Source organism: Bordetella genomosp. 4 (assembly GCF_002261185.1).
Lineage (GTDB): Bacteria > Pseudomonadota > Gammaproteobacteria > Burkholderiales > Burkholderiaceae_B > Bordetella_A.
In genome coordinates this window covers 84,856-104,255 of the sequence record NZ_NEVQ01000021.1, presented here as the reverse complement: position 1 = coordinate 104,255, position 19,400 = coordinate 84,856, and the positions used below count along the sequence as shown (strand labels likewise).

The following is a 19,400-nucleotide window of genomic DNA, read 5'->3' as shown; positions in this document are numbered from 1 at the left end:
TGTATGGGTGGTTTTATGGGACGAGCCGGACGTCCTTTTTGCCCGTACGCTCGGTTCTCGCTTCATAGGCTGCGGTAAAGATGGGGTCTCGGTGACGCAGGTCTTCGTGACTGACTTGTCCTGTGCGTCGCATGTAGTCGTAGGCGAAGGAAACGGGGTCCAGGTACATTTTGTCTGCAACGTTTTCATACCAATCCAAGCTGCGCGCGGCGGCGGTTTGAAAGCTTGTAGACGGCGACCGACGCAGAGACTCAAAGACCGAGAATGCGGCGCGTGCATCAGACGGATACTGTCGAAGCCCCTGGTGCAGCGCGATAGCGTCCTGCATGGCCATGCGTGTTCCCGAGCCAAGCGAGAAGTGCACGGTGCGCAGAGCGTCGCCGAGCAACACGACGTTGCCGTGCGACCAGTTTTCATTGCGCACGATGTTCGCTTCGAACCAGAGCGAGCGATTGCCGAGAAGCTCGTTGGCGCCCAGGTCGTTGCGAAATACGTCCGCGCAATAACGGCGGCTTTCCTCTTCGCTGGCGTTGTTCAGACCGGCGCGTGTCCATGTGTCAGGGTCGACCTCGACCAAAAAGGTACTGAGCTCGGGGCTGTATTGATAACTATGGGCGATAAAGATCCCGTGTCCAGTCTGACGAAAGATCAAGGACACCGGATGGAAGCGTTGGCGTGTGCCATACCAGGCGAATTTGTTGCGTCGCTTTTCGAATGTGGGTTGAAAGTGTTGAGCGAGTTGAGTGCGGGTTTGGCTGTTGGATCCGTCTGCGGCGACGACCATGTCGAATTCTGCGGCCAGGAGCGACACGTCTCCCACGCGGTGGTCGTACTTGATTCGAACGCCGGCCTGGACACAAGCTTTTTCCAGCACTTGAAGCATTTTGAGTCGAGCGGTACGGGAGAAGTGATTGCCGTGAACTTGGATCCGCTCGTCCCGGTGAACGATCTCCATGTAGTCGCATCGTTCATGATGCGCGATAAAATCTTTGAAGAAATCCGGGTCTGCATCCCGCAGAAAGTTCAGTCCAATGTCTGAAAAGACTACGCCCCAACCGTACGTGGCGCCCTGAGGGTTCTGTTCGTACACTTGAATGTCATGACCTGGGTCGTTCTTCTTAGCCAGAAGAGCAAAATACAGGCCGGCGGGACCAGCCCCAATGATTGCAATTTTCATATTTGGGGACTCCGGAAGGGGGCCGCCATCGGATTGGCGGCCTGATACGTGAGCAAGGCGTCGCGCATGATGGCGGGAATGGGGATTGCCCGGCGTTCACCGCGCGCAACGCAGATGGGGGTGAGCTTCGCCACAAATGCGGGGTTGCCGTGCACAGTACCCGTAATGTTCAGGGTGTACGTGTGTTCGCCGATATGTTCGACAGAGACGGTCATGTCGAATTCTTGGTCGGGCCAAAGGGTGGCATGGAAATCGAAGGTGAGCGCCCGCGTGGGAGTGCCGAAGCCATGCTCGTCCTTGGATGATTGCGGGGTATTTCCGAGCAGGCGTTCGTAGAAAAGCTCCGCTGCGGAGATGACGTACTCGCTAAACGTGACGGTGTATACGACGCCAGCCGGGTCGCAGTCGCCCCATTTGACGCGCCTGCGAATCACAAAAGGCGAGTCGCTGACGATGTATTCGGTGGCGATCATGGTTTTCGTCCTGCGGCTTCAGCTTCGTTGTTGAGCTTTTCGGCGATCGTTTTGCGCAGTGCTGCCTTGTCGAGCTTGCCGACCTTCGTCACTGGGAAAGCTGCGATTTCTTCTACGCGTTCCGGGCATTTGTATTTCGCAAGGCCCTGGGCGACGAGATACGTCAGGAGCTCCTCGACGCTCGGGGCGTGATGGCCAGGCCGAGGGACAATGAAAATGCACCCTTTCTCGCCGTATAGCTCGTCTGGCATGGCGACTAGTCGCGCCTCAGACACTGCCGGGTGGGCGCCCACCAACGCCTCGACTTCTTCGCAGCCGATCTTTTCGCCACCACGATTGATGTTGTCGCGTAGCCGTCCCTGAAATGCGTAATAGGTTTTTCCGTCATGTACCACCTCGGTCATCATGTCACCGGTGCGGTAGAAGCCGTCGGACGTAAATGCTTTCGCATTGGCTTCGGACGCATCGAAGAAGCCAGGTATGGTTGCCGGACCACGGAAGCAGAGTTCTCCCATCTGACCGGCTTCGACCAGACGTTCGCTAGCTGGATCAAGCAGTCGGATTTCGTCCTCCGGACAGCCTGACCGCCCTTGTGTCCGGTGACGGACAAATTCGGAAGCCGTATGAGGTGTACCCAGCAGCAAGCCTTCTGTAATTCCAAAGAGGTTGGAGCAACGCACCTTGAGATGATCTTCCAATCGGTCGGCGGCACTCATCGTGGTGAATAACCGCAGAGACGACAGATCATGCCGCGCCAAGTTCTCGTAGGCCATTAACTGCGGCGCGATGGGACCAATTGAAATAGCGCGGGTGACGCGATGTTCTTCGATCAATTCCAGCATGCGCGGGACATCCACGCGCGGCATCAAGACCGCGGAAAGCCCTATAAGAATCATGGGCATCAGCACGTAGACTTGAGCGGCGTTGTGCAAGAGCGGCAATGCCCAGATGATTCGATCGTCTTCCTCCATTTCGTACAAGCGCGCGCACGCGAGGGCGTGTGCCAGGTACTCAGCGTGAAAGCGAGGAATGATCTTCGGAATGCCAGTGGTGCCGCCGGATAATTGAAAGGCCAAGACGTCTTCGGATCCAGGCTGGTCCTTTGCAAGACGCGCGCGCGCTTGCTCAAGTGGCATGTCGTCAATTAGCGCCTGAAGCAAGGTTGCGTCATTGGCAGTACCTCGGGCGACAATGAGGTGTTCCAGGCTGTCGTGCGATCTCATCATTTCCTTAGCAAAACCGACGAGATCAAAGGAGCCGAAGTCCGCTTGAACGAAATAGCAGCGCGCGGCGGATTGCCGGACAAGCTGGCCGATCTCGAGCGCGCGATGCTGGGGCAGCGAGCAGACCGGAATGATTCCAGCCTTGTAGCAGGCCAAAAGGGTCACCGCAGTCTCAAGGGTCGTGCCCATTTGAAAGATTGCGCGGTCGCCTGGACTTAACCCGATATCTAGCAGGGCTGCGCCCAGTCTTTCACTTTGCGCGTCTAGCTCGGCGAAGGTTAGGGTGCCCTGATCGGTAATGAGTGCAGGGCGCTCGCCGCAACGAGTCGCGGTATCGCGCAGGACTTGACCGACTGTTTGCGCACGCCAGGCGCCACTCTTGAAATAGGCTTGCGATCGTTCGTCCGAGTGGTACGTAACGCCCTCTATGGGGAATTTAATATCTCGCATGTGTCTCCTCCCCCGTTATCAAGCTTCAGCGGGTTCAATTCGAACCAGGTCTCGGTCCATAGTGGTGATGTTTCCGCTTACGCCACCGGTGAAAAGGCCATACCAAACTGCAGGCTTTAGTCCCAACGTCTTGCGCCGGAATTCCAGGGGACCGGTGCTTTGTATGCAGTCGAAGAACTCACCGGCTTGCACCTCGCATTCAGCACGCGATTCGGCATTACGCACCAGGGCGGAAAATTCTTCGACACGTGGCACAAAGATTCGAACGCCCGACAGTTGCTTCGAGCCCACTCCTTCAGCGGACGCCAGCAGCGCGGCTTTACGCGCCCAGATGTGATCCACTTGGGAGACGCGCAGGCCGGCGGATATCGCTTCATCTTCGAGTTCGATGGCGGCTTGGATGGTCAGGGCAGCGTCGATGGCATCTACTGCCGCCAGGGGGCGAAGCTTGCGAGTGAATTCAATGAAATATCCGTTGGGATCACGAACGTAGATGGATTCAATGACCTCGTGACGGGTTTCGACGGAGACGTCCAGCCCGGCGGATTCCAGCCGGTGCTTCCACGCCTTCAGTTCGTCTTCGTCTCGGACGAGCCACGCGGTATGGGTCGCATCGCCGACATGGTCGTCAGGGAGAGGGCGCATGCTACGGCGTGCACGTACCGAATCTGGCTCGTCGGATCCCAGGTAGTAGAAAAAAGCAATCGTGCTGCCCTGGCCGCTGTCAAAGAAAAAGTGCAGGAAGTCAGGATGCGTTTCGGGTCCCCAGCCGCGCGCCGAAATAACGTGCACTAGTGGCAGGCCCAAGATATCGCGATAGAAGTTGATCGTTTCGCGCAGACGCCAGGTCGGGCGTGCCGTGTGGTCAACGCCATGTAGCGCCAAAGACCGGGGCGTGGGAGGAGTTGAAATCATTGAGCTACTCCGATGTAGAGTTAAAGAAAGCGTGCTTGCAGCCAGGAGGCAAGTTCGCGGCCCGCTTGATATCGGCCGGGCTCTTCCTGTTCCAGTAATGCGCGTCCGTGATGATCGCCTCGGATGCGCAAGTGCTGTTTATCCTGCGCGTTGATCGCGTTATGGATGTCTCTGACATCAGCAGGAAAGCAGGCTTGGTCGCCGGTGTATTCGATGATCAATGTCGGCTGGATGATTGCGGGGGCAGTCAACGCGAGGGTGGCGTTGGACGATAGGCCTGACCATGTGGACAGCCAGCTCTCGGGGGTACAGAAGCGGGCGAAACCAACGGCTCCGAAGTTGGATGCGTAGGGATCCTTGCCCCACAGCGAGCCCGGGTGACGATCCGAGGGGTCGATGCTGAGATCTAAACAGCGCAAGTCTGCGTCTGTACGCCAGACAGTCATGACCGGGGTGTGAGCTGCCCGTCTCCGAACTTCTGCGGAGGTGTTGGCTCCGGTCTTGATCTGCTCGCGCGCATCAAGCCGCATGGCAATGATCTCGCGGGCGCGTTGATCCAGTCGTGCGACCCGATTCCGTTGGGCTGCGCGGTAGTTGGCAATGAATTCGGCGGAATACCGCGCCTCACCCGCCTTCCGATACCCGTTGTCGGGACTGAGCGGATCGAGCGCAGCGACGACTGACAGGGCGTCATCTTCATCAGCAACCGAGGGGTCGATGCAATTAAGGAGCAGCGCGCCCTGGCCAGGGTGAGGGCCGACGAGCACCATGCCGTCGACTGCGGGCATGTCCAACTCCGGAAGACCGCTGCGCTTGCCGCCTGGCGTACGGGCAATTCGTTGGGCAGCAGGAAGAGATGACTGTTGGATATACAGACTGTAGAGGCCCGCGCCTCCTGAGTTGCCCAGCAACACGATGTTCTTGAAACCTTGATCACGCAAAAAGCGCATGCCCGCGGCAACGTCATGCAGGGCAATCTCGTGCTCCAGTCGCAGGTCATTACCGACGGATCGCGCGCCTTGCGACCATGCTGCACATCCTGATCCCACGATGTCGGGAATGAGGTAGTGACACGCCATGAACTCGCGGGGATGCATTACGCAGACGACGGTATCCGGCCGATACCCAGCCGGTAAGTACAGAGATCCAGAAGTTGCGGCGTTGTCATCAGTGCGTAGCACGACGTTGCGGGTCGTGGCCCCCGACGGCAGGTCGCGCGGATTCCAGTCGGTATTCAGGAAGCCCGCATTGACCCCATTTGTGGTCAGTTCTTTGGTCACATTGGTCTCCTTCAGATGTGCCTCGCATCGAATTTGTCTCATTAGACGAATTATTGACAGTAGTGTCAATTGATTTGAGCAATTTGACGCGTACGTCAGTTTGAGGACAATAGAGACTGCAAAAGATGAATTAGGGACAGGTATCGGCGCTATGCACGATCGCAATGAGGAAAATCGTGGTGAATGACATTTCGACAAAGGTCAACCTGAAGGGTGACGCGTTGCGAAGTGCGATTCTGGACGTGGCAGCAAAGCTGTTCATTGAGAGGGGATCGGCCGGCACAAGTATTCAAGACATCGCCGAACGGCTGGGACTGAGCCGTACTGCCGTCTACTACTATTTCAAGAGCAAGGATGCGATTCAGCGAGCGCTGACAGAAGAGGTGCTGGCCGATGCGCGAAAGCTGGCAGGAGATACGGTCGCGCGCGACGATCTCGATCCAGTGTCCGCGTTACGCGCGCTAGTGGCTCAACATGCTCAATTGATACTGTCGCGTCCCGCTGAATTTCGAGTTGCGGATCGCACGCAAGCCGATATGACTAGCAAGCAGCGCGCCGCGATGCAAAGTGCGCGGCGCAATGTGCTCGATAACTTCAGTAGCGTAATTGAGCGAGGGATCCGTGAAGGTCAATTCCGGATGGTTGATGCGCACGTAGCCGCCTTCAGTCTCATCGGCATGTGCAATTGGTCGGCTTGGTGGTACAAGCCGTCCGGCAGATTGAGCATTGCTGAAGTCGCCGACCTGATGGCGGAAATGGGAGTTAATGCGCTATTGCGTGATGAGGCGCGAAGATCGCGCTCGCCAGCAGATGCACGGGAATCTCTGCGCTTGGTTCGGGAGGACCTTGACTATCTCGAGAAGATTATTGACAAAACTTCGGATGCTACATGACGCTCGGCGGAGTCAATTTTTCGGGTAATTGAATAGCGCTGCGTGGACCGATGTTTCATCTGGCCTTGGGCACCAGTTCGGAAAGATCAGGTGGTACCGCGACGCACAACAACTTCAGGCTTTTGAGGTAGCAAGCCATCCTCCTCCAACGAGGACCAAGGTTATACCTATACCTGTGGCTAAAGAGATTGGCTCATTAAAGAACAACATCCCGAACGCAGCACCGTAGACGACCCAACTGTATCGAATGGGGCCAACTACGCTGGCACTCGCTCGTCTGAATGCGTTGATGTTGCAGTACTGCGCCAGAATCGCCACGGGACCCAGCATCAGGAAAGCGAGTAGCCACTGTACCGGTATGCCATGCCAGTTTGCGAGCCCTGGCCAGGCGAGAATCAATGATCCAAAAAAGTTCACATAGAAGAGCACAGTGAAGGTGGATTCGGCATGAACGAGGGTCTTGATCAGGATGCTTTCGAGTGCGACGAGCAGCGCTCCCAACAGCGCGATGAATGCTGGCCCGGCGGAGTCTGTGCCCCATGCAGAGAACGCTCCTTGTGAGCCTACCACCGTCATCGCACCAGCCAAGCTCACTATCGTGGCCATCCATTGACGCAGCGACACATGTTCGCGCAGAACAATGACACCCAATAGAACGGTAAGGAGTCCGTCCATTAGGCCAATGGCGCTCGCAGACGCGACAGGCATGTGGGCGGCGGCGAATATGGCGGCAACACCGCCTAGACCTCCTGCCGCCGCCCGGCATGCATGTAGAACCGGCTGGGCTGTGGAGAGCGCCCGGGCGATGTCGCGTTGCGTCAATAGGGCCAGTGCCATCGTCGCGAACCCGCCGACATATCGAAGCCACATGATCTGCAGGGCGGAGGCGCCGGTCCCGCTAAGTTTTCCGGATACATAAATAAAGGAAAACAACCCCATGCCAGCGAGCGCCCACAGCACGCCGCCCAGGTTCGAGGCACCTTGTACTTGCATCCGTTGATAGTTGGTGTTCGATGGCACGGTTTGAGAATTGCTCCCATGGTATGGTGAGAGCAGAGATTACGACGTGATTTCAACCTCGCGCTTTCAAGAAATTGCGGTTTGCTGCGCAGATTATTTGCAGGGGATTCTATGAGGTTCAAATGGGTTCCGGGCGCAGCCCATAGTGCGCCGCGCTCGATCATGAATACGGCTCCGACCATCAGAATTCGTATGGGCGTCGGATATGGCGCAGAGGCATACCATGGTCAAGCGCTACGCTCGGTGAGTTGGCCCGCCGGGGCGTTGGAGTTCGTTCCTCCCGCAACAGAGCATGTTCATACAACAGGTCTGGATGCGGACTGGCTGTCGGTGGAGTTCGACGTGGTTGAGTGGCGGGACGTTATGGGGCGTGACGCGGCGGAGCGTGATTTGCTTCGTTGCGATGCTGGACATAGATGCGTGAATTTTCCGGCGTTAATGAGATCTGCTTATCGCGTGCTGACTGCCGCACCTTGCGAAGCAGATTTTTTGCGGCAGGAGTTGGGAGCCGAATTGGCGAATCAATACCGCCGGTGCATAGGTTCAGCATCTCGAGACCAGCGTCCAAGTTCGCTAAGTTCGACCATGGTAAAACGGCTAGCAGATTTGGTCGAAGAATGCTTGCATCGGGACATAGGACTGGAACAAATGGCGAATGAAGCGGGATTAAGCAAATTCCACTTCACCACTGCTTTTTGCCGCGCAACCGGCGTTACGCCCTATCAGTACATTGTCAGTCGGCGCCTGAACAGAGCTCAGAAGCTGCTGCGAAACGCAAATGTGCCGGTCACCACCGTAGCCCTGGATTGTGGCTTTTCAAGTCATGCGCATCTCACTTCCGCGTTCGCCTCCAGGTTCGGGGTTTCGCCGACGATTTACCGTCGAATTGTCTTCCATTGATTTTTAAAAGATGAGGAATCTAAGCATTCTTAACGGAGCAACCGTCGCATTCGACCTGGACGGCACCCTGGTCGAGTCAGCTCCCGATCTGATTGGCGCTGTGAACGCAATCCTTATGTCGGAAGGCTTTAAGCCGCTAGCGTATGAAGCAGGCCGTCCATTTATTAGTCGTGGCGCGCGGTGGCTGTTGCAGTGGGGTCTTGAGAACGCTGGTGATTCAGATCCAGCAGCCCGCACGGCGGCTTTGTTTGGCCGTTTCATTAGTTACTATGCCGAGCATATTGCGGACGAAAGTAAACCCTTCCCTGGCGTGATTGATGCTCTGAGGGTCCTCAAATCCGCAGGAGCGAAGCTGGTGGTATGCACCAATAAACCCACCGATCTGTCACGAACGTTGCTGGCCAAGTTAGATATGGCAGATTTGTTTGACGGAATAGTAGGGTTGGACGCCGTAACAGCGGCCAAGCCTAATCCCGCCCATCTTATTGAGGCCGTGGATGCCGTAGGCGGCGATCTTGCGCGCACGATCATGGTAGGTGACGCCGACACCGACGCCGGAGCCGCAAGATCTGCTGGGACGTCTCTGATCTTGGTCGACTTCGGCTATACCGAAATCCCCGCCGCTGAACTAGCCCCGGACATTCTGCTGCATCACTTTGATGATCTAGTGGACGCTTGCGTCGCTTTGCTCAATGACGAGTAACCGTTTGGGTGGCGAGTTCATTCTCTACTCGGCTTTCGAACGTAGTAGATATCCCATTCCCCTTCAGAAGTCGGCACGAAGCCATGGCGCTGATAGAAACGGTTTGAATCACTATCGCGCAAGGCTCCTAAGCGGATTTCCATGCGATGGGCGTCTGCATCCTTGAATACGGCGCGCAAGACTGCGGCGCCAATACCGTTTCCTTGATGGTTGGGCAGGATATAAAAATGGTCCAGAAGCCAGTGGTCCTCTCGTGGGCGAATCAAAATGAAGCCTACTCGAACACCATCAGCGACTATGAATCGGCACAGAGGAGGGTCAAAAGATGCCAGAAAACGCTCTCGGGCGCGTTGTGGGTCAAAACGCCCAATGCGCTCCAGGCTGTCGCGCATTGCAGCAATACGAATGTCGACTAGGACATCAGCATCGGACGAGTCTGTACTGGCAAAGGTCAGATTCATAAGCGACGATTTCTCGGCGGTTTCTTTTGCCTGACAGCGAGGCTCCCAAGCAATTGGCAACACGATATCTATTTTCGCGGGTATGAACCCAACAGACGGATTCTCTGGTTGGCGTTCAGCAAAGAAGCAAGAGGCTCCTCCCGGGCGTGGCCGGCGACCTCGATCAAATATCGATGCATGTCCAACGTCTTCTTGCTCGGCCTTTCGTATATCGTCAAGACCGGTATCTTTGCATTGACTAGCGCAGCAAGCACTGCATTAAAGTCATCGTCAGAAGTGTCCACCATTAGCGACGTCTTGTCCTTGCCGCTCGGGGCGGGCATAGATCGCCCGAGAACCCACCATCGCGTCACGTTGTGCGGACCTTCTTCAATGCCGTCGACCAAAGAGACGAGCGAATACACTGAAGCGCCAACCTTGGGACCAAAGGATGCTTTCTCGGTGGTTTCGCTGCCCGCGACAGTTTTTGCCGCAGCCCCTCCGCTAGCGGCCTCAGTGCGTTTAACCGTAGGCATTTCTCGATCCAGCCAGGGTTTTACCTCTTCGAACGCCACGGGGTGTGCAAGCACCTCCTTGACGTCGGACAGCTTCGTGCCGGGTTTGGCCAGCAAGCTATAACCCAGCATCTTTGGATACTCTCCAACAATCATCACATTGGGCAAGTCCAGTACAGCATCCATGTACGGAGTCACACCAACTACAGATGTGGTTACTGGAACACAAGCGCGCTCAAGGCTACCGGACTTATAGCCATTGAAGAGCTCATCCCGTGACAATGCGACAAGTTCGCTGGCACCAAACAAATCGAGACATGCCTGGTGCGTCCACGATCCAGCAGGTCCGAGATAGCCAATCTGGCCGGCCAGGCTTGAAGACATAGATGCCACCAGTATCGAAAAGCCGGCCGCTGCCGACAAGAATTTAATGTTCAAGACTTTCCCCTCGTTATCAGGCTATTTTGGGTTAAATCGAAGACTCCTACAATAGGTCCAGTCCCACCGCATAGCCACTGACAAGGAGGACCCGAAAAACATGATCCATCGCATTGCACGGCCGTCGTCTCATTGTATAGATACGATCATCTTTGACCTGGGTAATGTTCTCATCCAGTGGGACCCACGCCATCTGTTCAGAAAAATCTTTGGTTCTGACGAAGTCGCAATGGAACATTTCCTATCCGTCGTGTGCACTCCGGAATGGAACGAGGAACAGGACCGTGGCCGTCTATGGAAGGACGCTATTGCAGAAGCGGCCGCACGACATCCGGAACACGAGTCGAACATCAATGCCTATTTCGATCGTTGGTCAGAAATGATACCGGGCGAGGTCGAGGGGACCGTCAAGGTTCTCGCGCAGTTGCGTAGCCTCGGCCTCCGATTGCTGGCGTTGACAAATTGGTCGGCAGAGACGTTCCACATTGCGGAGGCACGGTTCCCATTCTTGAATTGGTTTGAGGGAATCGTGGTTTCCGGCCGCGAACGTATCATCAAACCCGATCCAGCCATCTTTAAGCTGATCATCGAGCGCTACCATCTGAGCCCCGAGAAAACGGTCTTCATTGATGACAACGTCCGCAACGTTGACGCGGCAGAGCGAGAAGGCCTTCACGGCATTCATTTCCAGAACGCTGATGAGTTGGTTGCCCGGTTACAGGAGCTGGGTGTCTTGCTCCCTGCCAGGGGTTAAACAAGGGATAACGTGGCAGGCGTGACGCGTAGCTGTCGCTACTTAGGCGAGACCCATGCTAATTTGTGACGCTGTCCCAGCAGTTCATTTTCATGAAGCGCCAGCATGTCTGCTCACATAATCGTATAGCGCTTCCGGCATATGACTGACGGCTTCAGACGGCGGCTCATCTGCGCGCAGTTCAACATAGAGCGCAATCGCGGCCAATAGCGCTGCGTGGACTGACGCCTTATCAGACGTTGGCACCGTCGTCGCCAGCTGCGCCCCAGCGTCCCCAGCCACCGTCTCTATCCTCCTGACTCCGCGCTGCCGTTGTCCCGCCCTGCGATGCAGCATGGGGCCAAGCACCTGCTCGCGAAAGAATCCGAGAATACCGATGGCCTCATAGACCTCGCCGCGTGCCAGCTTGCTGGCGCCGTAATGCAGCCAGATCCATGCTCGGCGCTCCAGCCAATCGGGCGTAGCCTCTGGCCATGCAATCGCCGCCGAATCCAGCCGGGCCTCGATGACTTGTGCGTCACGTGCAAACAGCACGGCTGGGCACTCCACCAGCTGATCCAGATCGCCCAGCGTCACGAATTTGAAATCCACATGCAGCAGCTGCGGCCCGTACAAGCAGATCAGCAGTCTCGGCTCGCCCACATGCTCTCCGGTAAAAGCCGAGAGCAGCCCGCCTATCCGCTGCGCGAACGCCAGCCGTGAGGCCATGACCTCGTCGTAGCTGTTGTCCTCGCAGACAATGACGAAATCCAGATCCGAATATTGGTCAAAGCCGCCGTGTATATACGAGCCCGCTGCCAGCAGCGCGGTCAGTCGCGCATCTGCAGCAACTGCCGTGCGGACTGTTTCCAAGTACTGGCTGTGTAGAGCTGGGAGCATGAGGGACATGGGGACCTCACGACGCTCGCCCTACAGGGTCGGTTCCGGAATCGGCGTGTCTTTCGGCAGCGTTCCCGAAATGCGCGCCGGGCAACCCGAGATCCCCCACTTGGTCACCATACCCTTCTCGATCATGAATTTCTCTACGCACACGTGATATGAGGAAATAGGGCCCCAGATATCTTCGTACGAAATAATTTTTGCCCCGCTTTCAAGCGTATAGCTCTTTTTGGGAGGTCCCCACTTGGAAACCAATTTCTCTTCTGTGCTGCCCACCCAAGTCGCATTCACGTCGTTGTAGGTTTTATTCCGCTTGCCCGTCAGCATATTCATTTGTGCAGACGTACATCCCGCGAGCAGTGATGACAGAACAACAAACAGCGCGAGTTTTCTCATTTTGACTGTTACCCAAAAGTTTGACTGTTGAAAGCTGAGTGCTTGATTTTCGAGGCGTCAATTTATCAGAAACCTTGCCGCCTGGCCCGAAGCATTCCCACGGGCCGGGGGCGGCTTCGGTATTCTCCGCCTGTTATTTACTTGCCTTGCGCGTCGTCACCGATCTTCCTAGCCGTCAGCGTCGCGGTGAAAAACTCGTCAAGCTTATCGGCCGGAACGGCATCCAACTGGTTGGTTCCATAATCAGCATGTTGCCCGTCCTGGAATCGAGGGTAATACCCTTTCCAGAAATAGCGCGCCTGTGTACTGCCCGCGAGCACTTTTTTCGCAGGCAGCCCGGCTACGAAGCGCGTATCGGCGATGTCCGCCCTCGCTCGCAAAGCGACTCGGGCCTCGGTCAATGTCCAATGGCATACCTCGCGCCCGTAATAGTTTTCGTCGAGCAGCATGTCGGCATAAATGGTGCCCACGTACTCGGTGGCGGATATACGGGAAAGGCGGAACGGTTCGTGGCTGGATAAGCTCGGCACGTGGCCGGACAGGGCGTTGGATTTTCCACAGCGGGCGCCGTTGCTGGCGTCGAACTGCACAGTGCCCTCTACCACCGTAAACGGCGATTTGCCGTCGGCTGCGCTTGAAAGATCCGACGCATTGGCAAGTGTGAGTCGTATCTCATAGGCCTGTGTCGGAGCGGGGTTCAGCTTGCGCAGCGGCGGCTTGGCTGCGTTGGATGCAATGCCAGCCTTGGCCGGGCTATCGGCGTAATTAGATCCGCACCCGGCGGCGGCCAAAAGGACCAGCGTCGGCAATGCCCAGCGCAAGGCCGGCGACGAGAGATATCGAAGGGTGCGTGACAATGTCGATGTTTCCTATGCTAGTTGAGAAATTTGCTTAACGATGGACGAACGCGTGCAGAGTCGTTGCGCGGGGAGCGGAATTACCGCATCGCCATGCTAAAGCTCCTTGCGCATCAGGGCATTCTGAAGGGTCACCCCCCGAATTATTGGAAATCGTCGTTCGATCACCTGAAATCCATACAGGGAAAAAAAGGGCTCGGCTGTCTTACTCACATTAGCCGTCAACTCGGTGAGACCAAGGGACCCGGCCTCCTCGTGGATACGAGCCATCAGCCGCGCCCCGATTCCTTGCCGCTGATGAGCGCCTGACACAAAGAAGTGGTCGATGTATCCGTCTTGCTGAACGTCCGCATAGCCGGCAATTTCGCCGTCAATCTCAACAACAAAGGGCTGGATTCCTTGAATTCGATTTGCCCACAGATCCATGTCCAAGTCGGGCGGGGCCCATGCCTCGACTTGCTCTGATGAGTAGTCGCCGGCCGCAACGTCATGGATGGCAGTGAAATACACGCGAAACAACGCTGCTTCGTCACCCAACCTGAACCGACGAATCTCCATGAGGTCCTCTTGAGGCCAAAACTCGAATCGATAGTTTTTCACATTTTGAACGCACTATGAGCGTCCACGCCTGATCCATTCTAGCTAGAGTGCCGCAATGCTGCTGGTCGCTCCTGCATCAAAAAATCGATTACCGCGCGTACCGCAGGAAGCTGGCCACGTTTGTGTGGTGTCAAGATCGTCGTCATCACGCTGCCGGCCGTCCATGCCGGCAACACGCGTACCAGTCGTCCCTCCCTGACCGCCTGTGCAGAGATCATTTCCGGTAAGCAGACAATGCCGAGCCCCATCTCCGCTGCCTTCACCAACGACACGGATTCATCGGCATATAGCTGCGGCCGCGGTGCGACCTCCACGATACGGCCACTTGCATCGCCCAATCGCCAGAGCTTCATCGTCGCGCTGGTCATCAGCCCATCGTGATCGCTCAGGGCCTCTGGCGTTGGCGGCTCGCCGCGCTCTGCGATGTAGGAGGGCGCGGCCACCAGCGTAATCGGCTCCTCACTCATGCGTCGCTGCACCAAATCGGAATCAGGCAGCGTCGTGAAATGGCTGCGGATCGCGATGTCGAATCCTTCCTGCACCAGGTCAATGAAGCGGTCTGTGACGTGCAACTGAATGCGTAGTTTTGGATATTGCCGCGCAAGGATAGGCAACCGATCCGCCAACTGAAATTGCGCGATAGGTACCGACGCCGTGATACGTACTGTGCCGCTAGGCTCCGCCAGCCGTCGATGCACGACTGTCTCGGCGGCCTCTGCTTCGATCATTACCGCGCGGGCGTGGTCGTACACATCGCGTCCCACGTCGGTCAACGTGAAACTGCGCGACGTGCGGTGGAGCAACTGCACGCCGAGCGTTGCTTCCAGCGTAGCGACCCGCTTGCTGACCGTCGATTTTGGACAGCCGAGACGCCGAGCTGCCGCCGCGAAACCGCCGCACTCAACTGCCTGAGCGAAAAAATGCAGATCATTGAGGTTCAGCATTTAGGTCTACATATGTGGACATTGAGTCGCAATTTACCCGTCTTTTTGATAAACGTCCACGTATGTATATTTCCCAGCATCGACAACGGAGAAATGAAATGAATTCCACATCTGAACCGATCTTCATCGCCGGTTTCCCCCTCGGCAGCTCGGCTGGACTCGTCACCGCCTTCGAATGGCTTGGCCAGCCTTATCGCATTACCCGGGTGGACATGCTGGGGGAGATGCGCACCGACGCCTACAAACGCTTGAATGGCAGGGTGGAAACCCCTGTACTGATCACCGAACAAAGCGACGTCATCACCGAGACAATGGCGATCGCCCTGTGGCTGGAGGCGCGGGACACCGAGCGCCGCATCAGTTTCGAGCCCGGCACACCGCAGGCTGACCGGATGCATCAGTACCTCGCTTTCCTCAATACCAGTTTCACCGGCGCCTTTTATCCCTTGTGGGTCGCACTGGAAGCGCAGGAGGCCACTGAAGGCGAGCGGGAAACGCTGCGCAAGTTTGGCCGCAGTTTCGTTGCTCTTCGGCATGAACAGCTGGAGGCGATGATAGGGGACACCGACTATCTATTGGGCAACAAGCCAACGCTGGCGGACGCGGTGTTCGTCGGTGTAGCACGCTGGGCGGACTTTCATCAGGCGATCGATCCGCGAGACTATCCGCGCATCCTGGCGCTACGCCAGCGCATCGAGGCCGATCCCGCGTTTCGCTTTGCGTTGGCGGTCGAAGACGGCGAACCGGCGGCCGGCAGTGGCGCAATGAAAGGGTTTGTTCCGCTCGAAGAGGTGATCGCACTGCAAGATGCTGCCTGCGATGTGTAGTGGCTGGGGAGGCCAAAGTTATACCTATCTTTGTGGCCAACGACGTGATTTCGAACTCGCACTTTCAAGGCTGTCCGTGGAGTTCGATTTGACTGAGTGGCGGGGCGTTGCAGGACATGATGCGGAAGAGGGTGACCTGCTTCGTTGCGATGCTGGATATAGATGTGTGAGGTTTCCAGTATTAATGAGATCTGCTTATCGTGTGCTGACTGCCGCGTCTTGCGAAGCCGATTTTGCAATACCGGTCTAGGTGCTCTCGCAACGCTGCCTCACTATCCTTGTGAAAGATTCCCGCCAAATAGCCATCTGGCCTGACCAGTGCGGCGGCGCCTTCACCGAGGCCATAGAACCTGGCGAACAGTCCCAAGTGATCTTCGATCTCCATGCCGGGCCCGATGCTGTGGATGTGCAAGCCAGCGCGTGGCGGAAAGGTCGAGGGGCCGTTGACCAGCAAGGTCCAGTGCGTGCCCTTGATCAGGTTGAACAGGCGTGTTGGGCTGCCGCCTGCGCCACGCACAATGGCATCAGGTGCGCGATCGCCCGGAGCAAGTCTGCTCGCGGCTTGCGACGGGAGGGATAGCGGTGAGGTCGGGTAGCCGATATCCAGTTGCTGGACTTCACGAGTCCGCCTGTTGTCTCCGCTCTTGAAACCAGCAAGCAGCCGTGTGGACAGGCCGAGTACGTCCTCAGCCACAGGCCGGCGTTCGGCTTCGTAGGTCTCTAGGAGTTCTTCAGGCGCGCCGGCAAGTACGGCCGCCAGCTTCCAACCCAGGTTGTAGGCGTCCTGCACGCTGGTGTTGAGGCCTTGTCCACCAGTGGGAGGATGGACATGCGCCGCATCGCCGACCAGGAACACGGCACCATCCCGGTAACGATCGGCGAGCCTGGCATTCATGTTGTAGGTGGAGGACCAGGCAACCGAATGGACTGTGATGTCCGCGCGCTGCGTGTGCAGGGCAACGCGTTCGGTCAGCGCCGCCGCAGAGAGATCGATGTCGCCCTCCAGCGGAACGGGCGCCTGGATCTGGAACAGATCGGTGCCTGCGAGCGGGCAGATGGCCATGGGGCCTGCGTCCCCACCACCAAATTGATGCCACACATCGCGCGACAACCCTTCCAGCACGACATCGGCCACGATGGCTCGCACGCCCAAGGTCTTGCCCGGAAAGCCGATCCCCAGGATGCGGCGCACCAGGCTGCGCCCGCCGTCGGTGCCCACCAGATAGCGGGCGTGGAGAGTCTGCTCGCCCTCGGGTGTGAGGAGCTGGGCTTCTATTCCGTCGGCGCTGACCGCCATCCTGGTGAGCTCGACACCAAATTCCGGCGCGTGGCCCAGTTCAACCAGGCGCTCTCGCATGATCGCTTCGGTCTTGAACTGAGGGACCATCAACGGCAACGGATAGGGCTCGGCAGGCGTAGGGTCAGCAATACGTGTCACTTCCTGATCCACATGGCTGCCGTCATTCGAGTATTTGCGAATCGTCGGGTAGATCCCCCCCGCAGCCATGGCTCGGTCCAGGATACCCAGGTCTTCAAAGACCTCCTGGGTGCGCGGTTGAATCCCTTTGCCACGCGAGCCCAAAAAGGGGGAGGCGAGTTTTTCGATGAGGGCAAAGCGCACGCCGCGTCGCGCCAGTTCTATTGCCAGGGTCAGGCCAGCAGCACCCGCACCGCAGATCAGGACGTCAACAGGCTCACGCATATCGTTTCTCCGAATTATGTGTAAAATGCACATATTAGGAGGGCAGTTTATGACCGCCAAAAAGAAAGTGCAAGATACACATATTTCGGCGCAGCTGAAGGACCTCCATCGGTCCTTGATCTCGATCGTGAGCGTCATGAACCGCCCGCGAAACGACGAGCGGCTGATCGCGGAAGCCGGCGTGCAGCTGGACCAAGCGCTTTTTCGCCTCTTGGTGGTGATCGAACGAGTGGGCCCGATCGGCGTGGTGGATCTGGCGGATCGCCTGGGCAGGGATTACACGACCATCAGTCGCCAGCTGGCCAAACTCGAAAGCATGGGGATGGTGATGCGGCATGAGAATGCCGGAGATCGCCGCATGCGCGAAGCGGTGGTGTCTGCCAAAGGCAAGGCCGTGACTGACCGGCTTGACCAGGCCCGCGAGCGTCTGGCACGGGAGATCTTTCAGGACTGGACTGCAGAAGACATCACGGACTTGGTGCGTTTGATGCGCAAGTTCGCAGAGGCGCTGGAGCAGGGCACACAGACTGGAGGTGGCGAGCGTTGAGGTATGAAACGCGGGTTACGAATCAATAAGACGCAACGATTTTTGCAAGCGTCGCGCAAGCGGCATCGATGTTGTCGAGGCGCAGGTTCGTCACGCTGAGTAGCAAGCCACGTTGCGCGTGAGTGCGGCGGAGATACCAGGAAGACAGTGCAGACGGTGCGAGGCCGCGTGCGCGGGCAATGCCGACAATGGTGCTGTCGTTGGCGGTCTGTGGAAGCGGTGCGATCAGGCCTAGGCCAGCCGTCAGTGTGCCCGGTAGAAACTCGCTGACATGTTGTAGCGCGAGGCTGCGGCGCTCGGCATAGAGCGCCTTCATTTGACGCAAATGCCGCAGGAAATGTCCACCCGCCAGAAACTCCGTGATCGCCAATTGGGTGGTCTGGTTCGGAGCGGGGGCCAACACGGCTGAGACCTCGACCAGACGCTCCGCCACGGAGAGTGGAGCAACGACGAAACCAAGGCCGAGCGCCGGGCTGATCGTCTTGCTGAACGCGCCAATGTGAATCACGCGCTCGGCGCCTGCGCCTGCGGCAAGGGCCGGTGCCGCCCGGCCATCGAGCTGTAGTTCTCCGAGGTAATCGTCTTCGATGATCCAGGCGCCACTTGCTGCTGCCCAATCGAGCAGGGCGTGCCTTCGTGCCGACGACAGAGGCACGCCCAGCGGTGCGTGCTGGCCCGGGGTGACCAGCGCCAGCAGCGCGTCTGGCGCGCTGGCGATGCCATCTTCCACACGCACGCCCTCCGCATCGACGGGTACGGGTTCTATCACGGCTCCGATCAGTTCCAGTGCGCGTCTCGCTAGCGGAAAACCTGGCTCCTCAATCCACGCCTTGCGTCCATGCGCGCGCAGTGCCGTCAGCGCAATCATCAGGCCGTGCCGGTATCCGCTGGTGACGATAATCTGATCAGGATGACATTGCATTCGTCGGCTGACGGCCAGGTGGCTCGCGATATGCGCCCGCAATGCAGGTTCGCCGCGCGGGTCGGAGTAGGCCGTGTAAGCGATGGCATCGGCGCGTGCGGCACGCGCCCGCATGCGGGCCCAGAGCTTGGCGGGAAACGCATCTTGAGCGGGTACGCCCATCTGGAACGGTAGCGGGGCGCTGGAGTATGGGCGGGTGAAACCTGCTAAAGGCCCGTCGAGCGACGTCCCGTCGTCCGTTCGGCTGATAGGCAGCCGTGCACATACGCGTGTACCGGCGGGGCCAGCACCGAACACCAAGTTCTCGGCCATCAGTCGATCGTAGGCCACGCGGATGGTGCCGCGCGCGACGCCAAGCTGCACGGCGAGGTCCCGACCGGAAGGCAAACGCTGTCCGGGTGCAAGCCGGCCGTCGACGATTGCCCGTCGCAGGTTCGCATGGATCTGGTCGCCGATAGGCACCGCGGTGGTACGGTCGACCTGGATGGAAAGCACAGCAGGCGTGTTCGGGTCAGTCATCTTGGATCAGTCGTTTCGGTAGTTTT

General features: G+C 57.7%; 21 protein-coding genes. 6 read left to right on the top strand and 15 right to left on the bottom strand.

The genetic code is table 11. The features are described from left to right. Positions 1-13: 13 nt before the first annotated feature. The 5 genes from CAL20_RS20770 to CAL20_RS20750 are packed head-to-tail and all read right to left on the bottom strand — an operon-like array spanning position 14 to position 5,518. Positions 14-1,177, bottom strand: a complete 1,164-nt coding sequence (locus CAL20_RS20770) for an FAD-dependent monooxygenase (protein ID WP_094838863.1) — start codon at positions 1,175-1,177, stop codon at positions 14-16. Next, on the bottom strand, positions 1,174-1,650 hold the full coding sequence (locus CAL20_RS20765) for an acyl-CoA thioesterase (RefSeq protein ID WP_094822971.1): 477 nt from the start codon (positions 1,648-1,650) through the stop codon (positions 1,174-1,176). Before CAL20_RS20765 ends, CAL20_RS20770 begins: the two co-directional genes overlap by 4 nt. Next, the gene (locus CAL20_RS20760; protein WP_094838862.1) at positions 1,647-3,323 is read right to left on the bottom strand and encodes an AMP-binding protein; all 1,677 of its coding nucleotides are present in this window, start codon (positions 3,321-3,323) and stop codon (positions 1,647-1,649) included. Before CAL20_RS20760 ends, CAL20_RS20765 begins: the two co-directional genes overlap by 4 nt. Positions 3,324-3,341: 18 nt before the next feature. Then, a complete protein-coding gene (locus CAL20_RS20755) occupies positions 3,342-4,238 on the bottom strand; it encodes a VOC family protein (protein ID WP_094838861.1) in 897 nt (298 codons plus the stop codon). A gap of 20 nt (positions 4,239-4,258) precedes the next feature. Then, positions 4,259-5,518, bottom strand: coding sequence for an alpha/beta hydrolase (locus CAL20_RS20750; RefSeq protein ID WP_094822968.1), 1,260 nt, complete (start codon positions 5,516-5,518; stop codon positions 4,259-4,261). 179 nt (positions 5,519-5,697) lie between these two features. Between CAL20_RS20750 and CAL20_RS20745 the strand changes: the two genes are divergently transcribed. Next, entirely contained in the window at positions 5,698-6,411 is a 714-nt protein-coding gene (locus CAL20_RS20745) for a TetR/AcrR family transcriptional regulator (protein ID WP_094822967.1), read from the top strand. 114 nt (positions 6,412-6,525) lie between these two features. On the opposite strand, the gene CAL20_RS20740 is transcribed toward CAL20_RS20745, so the two are convergent. Beyond that, positions 6,526-7,431 (bottom strand): DMT family transporter, encoded by a 906-nt coding sequence (locus CAL20_RS20740; RefSeq protein ID WP_143277088.1) that lies wholly within the window; start codon positions 7,429-7,431, stop codon positions 6,526-6,528. A gap of 111 nt (positions 7,432-7,542) precedes the next feature. Here CAL20_RS20740 and CAL20_RS20735 point away from each other — a divergent pair, with 111 nt between their 5' ends. Continuing rightward, positions 7,543-8,331 (top strand): helix-turn-helix transcriptional regulator, encoded by a 789-nt coding sequence (locus CAL20_RS20735; protein WP_094822965.1) that lies wholly within the window; start codon positions 7,543-7,545, stop codon positions 8,329-8,331. A gap of 10 nt (positions 8,332-8,341) precedes the next feature. Beyond that, on the top strand, positions 8,342-9,034 hold the full coding sequence (gph, locus tag CAL20_RS20730; RefSeq protein WP_094838859.1) for a phosphoglycolate phosphatase: 693 nt from the start codon (positions 8,342-8,344) through the stop codon (positions 9,032-9,034). A 17-nt stretch (positions 9,035-9,051) separates the two neighbouring features. Here gph and CAL20_RS20725 read toward each other — a convergent pair whose 3' ends face one another. Together CAL20_RS20725 and CAL20_RS20720 are read right to left on the bottom strand one after the other, a co-directional pair. Continuing rightward, positions 9,052-9,495 (bottom strand): GNAT family N-acetyltransferase, encoded by a 444-nt coding sequence (locus tag CAL20_RS20725; RefSeq protein WP_094822963.1) that lies wholly within the window; start codon positions 9,493-9,495, stop codon positions 9,052-9,054. Positions 9,496-9,563: 68 nt separating this feature from the next. Further along, positions 9,564-10,373 carry a prephenate dehydratase gene (locus CAL20_RS20720; RefSeq protein ID WP_094838948.1) on the bottom strand — a complete coding sequence of 270 codons (810 nt, stop codon included), beginning with the start codon at positions 10,371-10,373 and terminating at the stop codon, positions 9,564-9,566. 154 nt (positions 10,374-10,527) lie between these two features. Between CAL20_RS20720 and CAL20_RS20715 the strand changes: the two genes are divergently transcribed. Continuing rightward, the gene (locus tag CAL20_RS20715) at positions 10,528-11,181 is read left to right on the top strand and encodes an HAD family hydrolase (protein WP_094838858.1); all 654 of its coding nucleotides are present in this window, start codon (positions 10,528-10,530) and stop codon (positions 11,179-11,181) included. Between the two features lie 90 nt (positions 11,182-11,271). On the opposite strand, the gene CAL20_RS20710 is transcribed toward CAL20_RS20715, so the two are convergent. From CAL20_RS20710 to CAL20_RS20690, 5 genes are all read right to left on the bottom strand, one after another. Then, positions 11,272-12,069, bottom strand: coding sequence for a hypothetical protein (locus CAL20_RS20710; protein ID WP_094838857.1), 798 nt, complete (start codon positions 12,067-12,069; stop codon positions 11,272-11,274). A 21-nt stretch (positions 12,070-12,090) separates the two neighbouring features. Beyond that, complete coding sequence (locus tag CAL20_RS20705) at positions 12,091-12,456, bottom strand: hypothetical protein (protein ID WP_256981664.1); 366 nt, start codon at positions 12,454-12,456, stop codon at positions 12,091-12,093. Positions 12,457-12,593: 137 nt separating this feature from the next. Beyond that, positions 12,594-13,313, bottom strand: coding sequence for a hypothetical protein (locus CAL20_RS20700; RefSeq protein ID WP_094838856.1), 720 nt, complete (start codon positions 13,311-13,313; stop codon positions 12,594-12,596). 96 nt (positions 13,314-13,409) lie between these two features. Next, complete coding sequence (locus tag CAL20_RS20695) at positions 13,410-13,871, bottom strand: GNAT family N-acetyltransferase (protein WP_094838947.1); 462 nt, start codon at positions 13,869-13,871, stop codon at positions 13,410-13,412. A gap of 80 nt (positions 13,872-13,951) precedes the next feature. After that, positions 13,952-14,857, bottom strand: coding sequence for a LysR substrate-binding domain-containing protein (locus CAL20_RS20690; RefSeq protein ID WP_094838855.1), 906 nt, complete (start codon positions 14,855-14,857; stop codon positions 13,952-13,954). A 98-nt stretch (positions 14,858-14,955) separates the two neighbouring features. Between CAL20_RS20690 and CAL20_RS20685 the strand changes: the two genes are divergently transcribed. Next, positions 14,956-15,684: a glutathione S-transferase family protein gene (locus CAL20_RS20685; protein ID WP_094838854.1), complete on the top strand. Its 729-nt coding sequence runs from the start codon at positions 14,956-14,958 to the stop codon at positions 15,682-15,684. A gap of 181 nt (positions 15,685-15,865) precedes the next feature. On the opposite strand, the gene CAL20_RS20680 is transcribed toward CAL20_RS20685, so the two are convergent. Beyond that, positions 15,866-17,386 carry an FAD-dependent oxidoreductase gene (locus CAL20_RS20680; protein ID WP_094838853.1) on the bottom strand — a complete coding sequence of 507 codons (1,521 nt, stop codon included), beginning with the start codon at positions 17,384-17,386 and terminating at the stop codon, positions 15,866-15,868. A gap of 49 nt (positions 17,387-17,435) precedes the next feature. On the opposite strand from CAL20_RS20680, the gene CAL20_RS20675 reads away from it, so the two are divergent. Next, positions 17,436-17,933 (top strand): MarR family winged helix-turn-helix transcriptional regulator, encoded by a 498-nt coding sequence (locus CAL20_RS20675; RefSeq protein ID WP_094822956.1) that lies wholly within the window; start codon positions 17,436-17,438, stop codon positions 17,931-17,933. 22 nt (positions 17,934-17,955) lie between these two features. On the opposite strand, the gene pdxR is transcribed toward CAL20_RS20675, so the two are convergent. Beyond that, positions 17,956-19,374, bottom strand: coding sequence for a MocR-like pyridoxine biosynthesis transcription factor PdxR (pdxR, locus tag CAL20_RS20670; protein WP_094838852.1), 1,419 nt, complete (start codon positions 19,372-19,374; stop codon positions 17,956-17,958). Positions 19,375-19,400: the final 26 nt, after the last annotated feature.